Below are 8187 nucleotides of genomic sequence, written 5' to 3'. Positions count from 1 at the left end.
GGTAGGCCTGCGGGTCGAGTTCATGGAGTTTTGCCGTGTTCACGAGCGAAGCCAGGATCGCCCAGCTCTCGGCGCCGCCCTCGCTGCCGCTGAACAATGAGTTGCGTCTTCCCATCGCAATCGGGCGCATGGAACGCTCGACTGTGTTGCTGTCCACCTCGACACGGCCGTCGCGGAGAAACAGCGTCAACCCGTCCCAGTGATTGAGCGCGTAGTTGATGGCCTCCGTCAGCTTCGACTGGGAGAAGAGCTGGCTGGCCATGGCGGTCAGCCGCGCCCTGAGCGCCTCCATCAACGGAGCGGACCTGGTGCGGCGGGCGGCCAGCCGCTGCTCGGCGCTGCTGCCGCGGATCTCCGCTTCGATGGCATAGACCGCCTGCAAGCGTTCGATCACCTCGCGCGCGAACGGCGACTGCGTCGTCTTATAGACCTCCACGAATTTGCGTCGGGCGTGGGCGAGACAAAAGGCGAGCTGGATTGCGCCGCCATGATCGCGGGCGAGCGCTTTGTAGGCGGCATAACCGTCGACCTGCAGAATGCCGGAAAAGCCCATCAATTGTCTGGCGATCTCTTCCGTGCCGCGGCCGTTGGCGAACACGTAGGCAACCGCCGGCGGCGAGGGCCCGCCCCATGGCCGGTCATCCATGGCATGCGCCCAGAACTGGCAGATGCGGGTGCGATGTCGCCCGGGATCGAGCACCGGCATCGGCGTCTCGTCGCAGAACACGCGCGGTGCAGCCTGGATCATCTGCAGCTGCAGCTCATAGAGGCTCTTGAGCCACCAGGCGGCACGCTTGATCCAGCCGGCGAGTGTCGCACGGTCAAGCTGGATGCCTTGGCCGGCCAGGATCTGCACCTGCCGGTACAGCGGCAGATACCAGGCGAACTTCGAGACCACCACATGGCTCACCAGTGCCGTCGAGGCCATGCCGCTCTCAATCAGGCGCGGCAGTACCTTCGCCTGGACTACGCCATCGGTACAGCTGCGGCAGGCGTACTTGGGACGGACCGTCCGCAGCACCTGCAGCATCGCCGGGATCACGTCCAGCACCTCGCTGACGTCCTCGCCAATCTTGTGAAGCTGGCCCTGGCAGCACGGGCAAGCGGTCGCCTCCGGCTCCAGCACCTGCTCACAACGCGGCAGGTGCTTGGGCAGCGCACCGATGTTGCGGCGCGCTCTCTTGCGTGGCCTGTCCGGCGACTTCGCCGCAGGCGCATCGTCGTTGGCCGGCGCAGGCCGTGTGGCGTCGGTTTGAAGATCATCCAGCTCGAGCGCCAGTTGCTCGTCCACGAGCACCGCAAGCTTCTCCGAACGCTTCCCGAAAATCATCTCCCTGAGTGTCTGCATCGCCACGCGCAGCTTCTCGTTCTCGGCGTCAAGCGCGAGTACCATCTCGGTCAGAACCGCCGGATCGGTCGGGAGAGCGTCGGGGCGAATCGCCATGATCAGACGATACAGGCGCGCGCCGCTTGCTCCAGCAAAATCCTCACTCCTCAGCCGGCAATGGCCGGCTGCTTCACAGGCTTGGGTGAGACACGCGTCCACTCAAGCCCATCGAGCAGCATCGCAAGCTGCGTCGCACTCAGGTGCACCACACCGTTGCGGATCGGCGGCCAGGTGAAACGCCCTTGGTGCAGCCACTTCGTTACCAGCACCATGCCGCTGCCGTCCCACGCCAGAAGCTTCACTCTGTCCATGCGCTTGCTGCGGAACACGAAGACGTCGCCGCAATACGGGTTCGCGCGCAGTGCTTCGCTCACCAGCGCCGACAGCGTGTGCACCGACTTGCGAAAGTCGACCGGCTGGGCCGCCAGCACCACCTTGAGGTCTGACCGTAGCGCAATCACCGGATGCCCCGAAGCGCCGACAGCACCGTCGACAACGTCGCTAGTTCCACACCCGGCGCGATCCGGATGCGCGCCCCGTTCAGCTCGATCTCGATCACCCCGCAGGCCTTGGTCGACAACGCGCTGATCTCCTGTGCCGACGAAATAGGCTCGTCGGCTGTGCCGCTGTTCTCGGCCCCAATTTGGATTGGCACAAAGCTCGCCGGACCAGCCACCGCCGCAACCTGGCGTCGCCACACCGTGAGCAGCCCGCGGGCAACGCCATTGCGCCGCGCTACCTCGGAGATGTTCACACCTTCCTCAAAGCTCTCCGCCACGATCCGGGCCTTCTCCTCGCCCGTCCATCGTCGCCGGCGACGTTCCCCAGTGATCACCTCGACACGACGATAGGAATCACCTTCCTGCCTGGCATCAAGCATGGCATTTGCCATCGTTCCATCTCCACCGATCCGCTCATGCCAGGCTGTATCGCGCGTTAGCCAAGGGATACCTAGGTGGGGGCCTCACGCCGGTTACCATTGAACGAAAATACGTGCTTGAAAAGCTATCGGAGTGTGGCTGTTCAAGCAGGATAGAGCCGCGCTTCTAGGCTTCGCAGGTCATTGTCGTCCAATGGACAATACCAAGGGCAGTTCGTGACGATTGGATGTTCAAGGGGGTCGGCAATGGAAGAGCTATTATTTCCGTCGATTTCCATCGTCCTTGTTCAGCACGATCGCCTTATGTCTTCGAAAGATCGCCGTTGCGCCGAAATGTTACGACGATTTTGCACATGGACTGACGTAAGGAAAGACCAACTATATGAGCTCGACGTCTCAATTTGTTGATCACTTGCCACAGCCAAGCAACTTCCACGGATCAAAGATTTCTGTCGTTTACTGCGATGGCTGATCTCCCCCGCTTTGAGCGCCCCGGCTTTGTTTCATCGGGCTCTCGGGTCACTCGTGATGAATCATATCACGACCCAAGTGCGTCGTTACGATGATTACCAGCGCCAGATCTTGCTAGCGTCGCAGCGCTTTCGGGTTAACACGGCCCTCAATCGGAGATGTGACGTCGCTGAACGTTGATTAGATAAGTTTTACGAATAAGCCCCTGCAAGAGGCGAGCCGATGTGATTGGAAAATGACCTTTCGATTCAAAACGACTGTGTACGGCCGTTCGTCTACGGTTATTTCATTGGCCTATCATTTTCTAGCAGTCCAGCAGGACGCAACGTCTTGGGGTCTGCAAAGGCCAACATTCGGCACCGCTCGCGAATTGTTAAGTTCAACTCCAATAAAGCGCGTCGGTGGCTCTCAGCGAACAAGCCCAGCATCTGCTCTATTTAAACCCTATCGTTTCTCTTGATCACTCACAGCGCAAAGCCAAATTCCATCTCACGCATCGCCGTTACTCCACCTACCGCCATTCCCCCCATGGCTGATCTTCCCCTCTTTGAGCGTCCCATCTTTGGTTTCAAAAAGTACAATATGGGGCCGCATGTCTTGACTTACACTTGGGGTCAACTGGAGCGTTATCATAGGTTCATCATCGAAACCCTGCAGCCGGCTCAGCGCACATGGGTTAACATGGCGCGCGATCAAGGATGTAGCGTTGCCGGTGCTGTACTAAGTGAGTTCGAGTCATATCCCTGCATGAATGATCCGGCGCAGGGTGATGTCCTAGAGCAGATTGAGACCCGCGTGCTGTACGTCTATCTGCCGGAAGAAGCTGCAAATAGTTGTTTGGAACAGCAGTCGCTGCAGCCCATTCCAGATTACATGTGCTCTGGGGACGGTGAGAGACAAGTCGTTGCAGTGGGGATTCCGCCGAATGTCCTTGCAGCATCCAAGCGAGCCATAGTGGCAATTTACCGACAACTTGGATGCGATCGGGTGAACACTGACGATATCAAGCGTTGCCTCGTCATTCCCCAGACGAACCTGATGACTGCTAATGGAGACGTCTATCGTCGCTGCCGTATTCCATATGACATAATCGCTGATGTGCCGGTGATGTTTACTTAGAAGATTGCTGGGGCCGAGCTTGATCTGTCATGGGTATTTCGTGTTTGTCGTCGGTTGTTCTCATGGGGGTGCGGGTTGTCCGCCTCCTCGATGACATCCTTATGTTATCTTCATTATAGTCGTTGTTGTGTTTTCTAATTGCCTCAACGTGATCGAGAGAATAATTTTTCGTAGACTTCGCGCTAAAATAGTAGTGCTACTGATTTCCCTTCGTTCGGAGCCTCTGTCAATAACATCATGAAAACATCGCGCGCCTGGGCGCAGAGACTCCCATGCGCACACTGCGCGGGTAAGCCCCGCGCCCAGTTGCTTCAAGGTTATCAGAACTATTTTGCTTGAAAGATAGGTCTCATTAAGTTGCGATTACGCTCGCTTACACGTACTTAAACTAAAGCGGAGCTCTTTATTGAATGTAAGAAAATGCCACGAGAACAGACGCGACTCCGCGTCGGACACATTACAAACAAATGAGACACATTAAATGAAAGCGAACACATAACACACACCCGAAACAAACACTTCAATGACCAGCGCCGCGCCCTAGTCGTCATCGCTCGCAACCTCGGGCAGAGTGCTGGGAAGTAGCACTGGCGCAATTGCTACCACATCAAACGATCCAAGCTCATCGCGTATAAACACTCCTTTCTGCTGGTCATATCGGGTCCAATCGGATTTGGCGATAACGAGGCAACAAGCAATATCTTTGGCTTCGACCGAAAGGCACTCAGCTGAGCGATACGTTTTCACTACCTCCTCTACAGAGGTATTCGCCGCATACGGTGGGATGTCCACTGCTAGCATCTTGCGGCGACCGTCGTGATCCAACACCCGCATGTAAATCGGAATGGGATCAAGGCTTTGCCCTTTCTGACATGCTTGCCCGACCTCTTTCGGAACGTAGATGTAAAGTAACTGGCGCACCGTCCACCGACCAGTTGAAGTCACCGTGGTTTCGATCTGCTCGAACCGATTGCTGCTGTTTGAATGATCCGTGCACGGATGGGTCGCAAGTTGTGCGGCGGAGTCGGCTTCGAGCCCGCAAGCCTGCGCAAGCTCAAGCCAACCGCGTTGCGCGGGAAGCAGGACGTCATTCATGAACTCTTCATATCTAACTAGCTGTGTTGCTAGATGACATTTCAATGTATCTCCGTCGGTTGCGGAGATGAGATCCAGAGTTCCAAAAATTGGACGGCGAAACGCGACGAGAGGCATGATGACATATCGCAGAAGAATCCGCTGGAAATGAAGTGCTGTGGGGGAGCTGAGTGCTGAGGCTTAAATAAGCGAAACCAGGCTGGGGTCTCGTCGTAGGCGTCGGCCTCAGTTCCCTATCAGCACGGTAAGTTGGCTTTTGCGAAACGGCAAAGAGTCTGCCTCTTGGACGCAGTGGTAATCTAACTGCCCCCTCAAAACGCTTAAAGGATCGTCACTGTCGATCACAATGCGCCGCTAATGCCAGACAGGATGGCGCCCGATCCAGACAACGCGCCTCATATGGCACATTGCTGCCGCACGACGCTTCGGCGGCCAATCGCAATCTCAAGAGACAACTCATGCGTTTCGGAACAGGTGCTTGTCGGGATTGAAACGCGAAAGTGACGTGTCCTAGAGGGCAACTCGGCGAGGCCGCTCTCTCTATCGAATCCGCGTCATTTCTGTGGTCTAATACCGGCGAAGGACCATCGGATCGCGCGGTCGTCGTGGGCGATCTCAATCGTCTGCCCGCCGGATACGGCGCAGTTCGAATGCGCCTTCGACCGCGGCTACATCCGGCGCGGACTGTGCGCCGGGGGCTTAAGCCCGCTCATAAAGAGCGTCGCCGCTCTGTGTGGTCAGCAAGTCGATATCGCCGCACGGGCCCAACTCATTTCAGGGTCTGTCGCTGGCGCTGCGTCACGCGCTGCACTTCGGCCCGCTTGAGACTCTACGTGGTGCGCTCCCCTGCTGCGAGTTGCTGCGCGGCGCGCATCCCGGGCCAGGCCTCTTTGGTCTCGACGCGGAGGACCCATGCCGGCCGTCGAAGTCGCAACAGTGGAATCTTTCGGCACGGCGTCGAAGTTTGCCGCCTGAACGCCCGTTTGGAATCGGCAAAGAGTTCTCGCAATGTAGTAGACCGGTCTAGCATTCGCGGGGCGAGTGCCCCAGCGCGGCTCCCCCTAAGCGGACACTGCCCGCATGCTGGTGGCGCCGAGCATTCCCGGGTGGTCCTCCAGATCGCGCCACGGCGAATTCCAACCACTCTCCGGACGGCACCCGCGTCAGCCAGCGCACAACTCAAGCGGTCAGCAGGTGATCACCTGCGTGATGGCCAACACATCAAATGTGTCAAAGCCAGCACGGTCGAACAAGCCCTTCTGCGCATCGTAACTGAACCAATCGGTGCGGGCGATAACAAGGCAGCGTTCGATCTGCTCATTCTGAATTTGAGTACATCCAGCTGACCGGTATTTTTCCACTATTGTTTCAATAGAGAAATCCCCGCTATCCGGCCGGATGTCCACCGCCACCAGTCTTTGTCGACCATCCGCACCTCTAAAGCGCATGTTCTGCGGAATAAATTCTAAGCTTCCCGCGCAAAGACACGCGCGTGCGGCATCATTTGTAGTGTAAACATACAGAACAGCGGGCGTTCCATCTGGGTTCCGGGTTATTTGTTCTAAGATGCCGCTCCTTGGATCATTCATGCATGGAAAGCGGGAGAACTCTAGCAAGTGATCGTAAGAGATCTCCCCATTTTCGAGAGCAAATAACCAAGCGCCCCTCACAGAGACAACCCAGCGCTGCTGCCGGGCCAGCAGCGATTCAAGGAAACCACGATACTGATTAATCGCGTTGGCTAACCTTGCTGTTAGCGTAGATGGAAGGGTCCTCTGAGAGAAGTTTACACCAATGTAGTGCGGCCGCTCAAAAGCTCGGGGGAGGTCAGTCATCGTACGATCACAAAGGGAAACGGAATGACAGAATGGAGAAGATGGAAGATGACCGTGAAGGATCTTCTAGGAAGCTTTGAGTGAACGCGGAACAAGATGTGGGGGCTAAATAGGGCAACGGATGACATCCCTCAGTTGTCACCATCATCGCGCTAAGAGACGAACACTTTGCGTTTCCTCAAAAGCCACCCGACTGCGCTGATCTGTACACGTTTCTTACGGCGCTTCCCTTTCAGCGCCAATTAAACCCTGACAAGACTTCACATGGCTCTCGTTACACGGCTCTCGTTGCATTTCAACGTCGGTCCTATAGGGGGCCAAATCGCAACCGACGAAGGCACACTGGAAAGCGATCTAGCTACGCAGCGTAGCCAAATGTAATGATTGTCTTAATGATGCCCTGCTGCCCTCCCAAGGCGCATGACTAGCGCACGACGCGCGGCTGTAGCTGTAGAATCAGACGACGACTTTCTTTGTCATCCGTGCATGAATTATGGTATCCATTCGGCGTAGGCCACAGGATCACCGCTTCAGCAGTCCGGGGTTTTCCTTGTAGAACCTGATAAGCTCGATCAGGTTCTCGATTCCGAAGTCGGTGAATGCCTTGACGCCATCTTCTCCGACGCCATTGACCCAGATGACCCCGTCCTCGATCTCCACTTCAATCGAGATGTCGCGGAGCCAATCTTCGTCTTCACCAAGGTCCTTGGCGACCTGGGTGATGGTGGTGACGTGATGGACTTTGTTGACGTGCGTGGTCATGCCGCTCGAGCGGAGAACGTTGATGCCGGGGTCCAATTCCAGGGCAGAAGCTCGTCCAGCCGATGAGCTGGGTGGGCGGCGATGCGAGCAAGGACGTCGGCCAGCCAAGCTTGCGGGTCGACGCCGTTCATTTTTGCTGTGACGATCAGGCTGTACATGGCCGCGGCGCGCCGTCCACCGCGATCAGATCCGCAGAACAGCCAGGACTTCCGGCCAAGAGCGATTCCTCGCAAGCCCCGTTCGGCGGCATTGTTGGAGAGACACACGCGTCCATCTTCCAGGAACAGCGTGAAGCTCGCCCAACGCTTCAGGATGTAGTTGAACGCCTTGGCCAGGTCATGGCCGCGAGACAGTTTGGCGAGTTGCTCGCGCATGTAGACCTGAAGGTCCCCGACCAGAGGCCGGCTCAGCGTCTGTCGCACCTGAAGGCGCTCCTCGGTGCTCTTGCCGTTGATGGAGCGTTCGATCTCGAACAGCGCATCGATCCGCCGCACGACCTCGATCGCGATCGGAGAGAGCGGGATTTCCTTTTTTCCGGCGCCCTTGCGCCGGGCATTCTCTTCGATGTCGGCCATGGCAAAGAACGGGCGCCTTCCATGCGACCAGCAGGCAGCTTCCCGGATCGGTCCGGGCTGGCG

The 8187-nt window shown here is 57.3% G+C and carries 8 protein-coding genes; 1 reads left to right on the top strand and 7 read right to left on the bottom strand.

Annotated elements, in window-relative coordinates; genetic code table 11:
* The 3 genes from tnpC (AXW67_RS02695) to tnpA form a co-directional block, all read right to left on the bottom strand.
* On the bottom strand, positions 1 to 1444 hold a 1444-nt coding region (gene tnpC / locus AXW67_RS02695), incomplete at its 3' end, for an IS66 family transposase (RefSeq protein WP_063676403.1).
* Between the two features lie 50 nt (positions 1445 to 1494).
* Complete coding sequence (tnpB, locus tag AXW67_RS02690) at positions 1495 to 1848, bottom strand: IS66 family insertion sequence element accessory protein TnpB (protein WP_063676402.1); 354 nt, start codon at positions 1846 to 1848, stop codon at positions 1495 to 1497.
* The gene (gene tnpA, locus AXW67_RS02685; protein ID WP_063676401.1) at positions 1845 to 2279 is read right to left on the bottom strand and encodes an IS66-like element accessory protein TnpA; all 435 of its coding nucleotides are present in this window, start codon (positions 2277 to 2279) and stop codon (positions 1845 to 1847) included. The genes tnpB and tnpA overlap by 4 nt, the downstream gene beginning before the upstream one ends.
* Before the next feature lie 987 nt (positions 2280 to 3266).
* On the opposite strand from tnpA, the gene AXW67_RS02680 reads away from it, so the two are divergent.
* Positions 3267 to 3857 carry a RolB family protein gene (locus tag AXW67_RS02680; RefSeq protein ID WP_063676400.1) on the top strand — a complete coding sequence of 197 codons (591 nt, stop codon included), beginning with the start codon at positions 3267 to 3269 and terminating at the stop codon, positions 3855 to 3857.
* 540 nt (positions 3858 to 4397) lie between these two features.
* On the opposite strand, the gene AXW67_RS02675 is transcribed toward AXW67_RS02680, so the two are convergent.
* The 4 genes from AXW67_RS02675 to tnpC (AXW67_RS02660) form a co-directional block, all read right to left on the bottom strand.
* Entirely contained in the window at positions 4398 to 5069 is a 672-nt protein-coding gene (locus tag AXW67_RS02675; protein ID WP_063702296.1) for a RolB family protein, read from the bottom strand.
* Positions 5070 to 6139: 1070 nt separating this feature from the next.
* Positions 6140 to 6787, bottom strand: coding sequence for a RolB family protein (locus AXW67_RS41525; protein ID WP_136623866.1), 648 nt, complete (start codon positions 6785 to 6787; stop codon positions 6140 to 6142).
* 522 nt (positions 6788 to 7309) lie between these two features.
* Positions 7310 to 7549: a hypothetical protein gene (locus AXW67_RS02665; protein ID WP_063676397.1), complete on the bottom strand. Its 240-nt coding sequence runs from the start codon at positions 7547 to 7549 to the stop codon at positions 7310 to 7312.
* Positions 7546 to 8187: IS66 family transposase (gene tnpC / locus AXW67_RS02660; RefSeq protein ID WP_145927375.1), on the bottom strand; the 642-nt coding region annotated here is incomplete at its 5' end. The genes AXW67_RS02665 and tnpC (AXW67_RS02660), both read right to left, overlap by 4 nt.

It is taken from the genome of Bradyrhizobium neotropicale (assembly GCF_001641695.1).
Taxonomy (GTDB): Bacteria; Pseudomonadota; Alphaproteobacteria; order Rhizobiales; family Xanthobacteraceae; genus Bradyrhizobium; species Bradyrhizobium neotropicale.
Note: the sequence above shows the minus strand (reverse complement) of the source record. Positions and strands in the feature narration are given on the sequence as shown.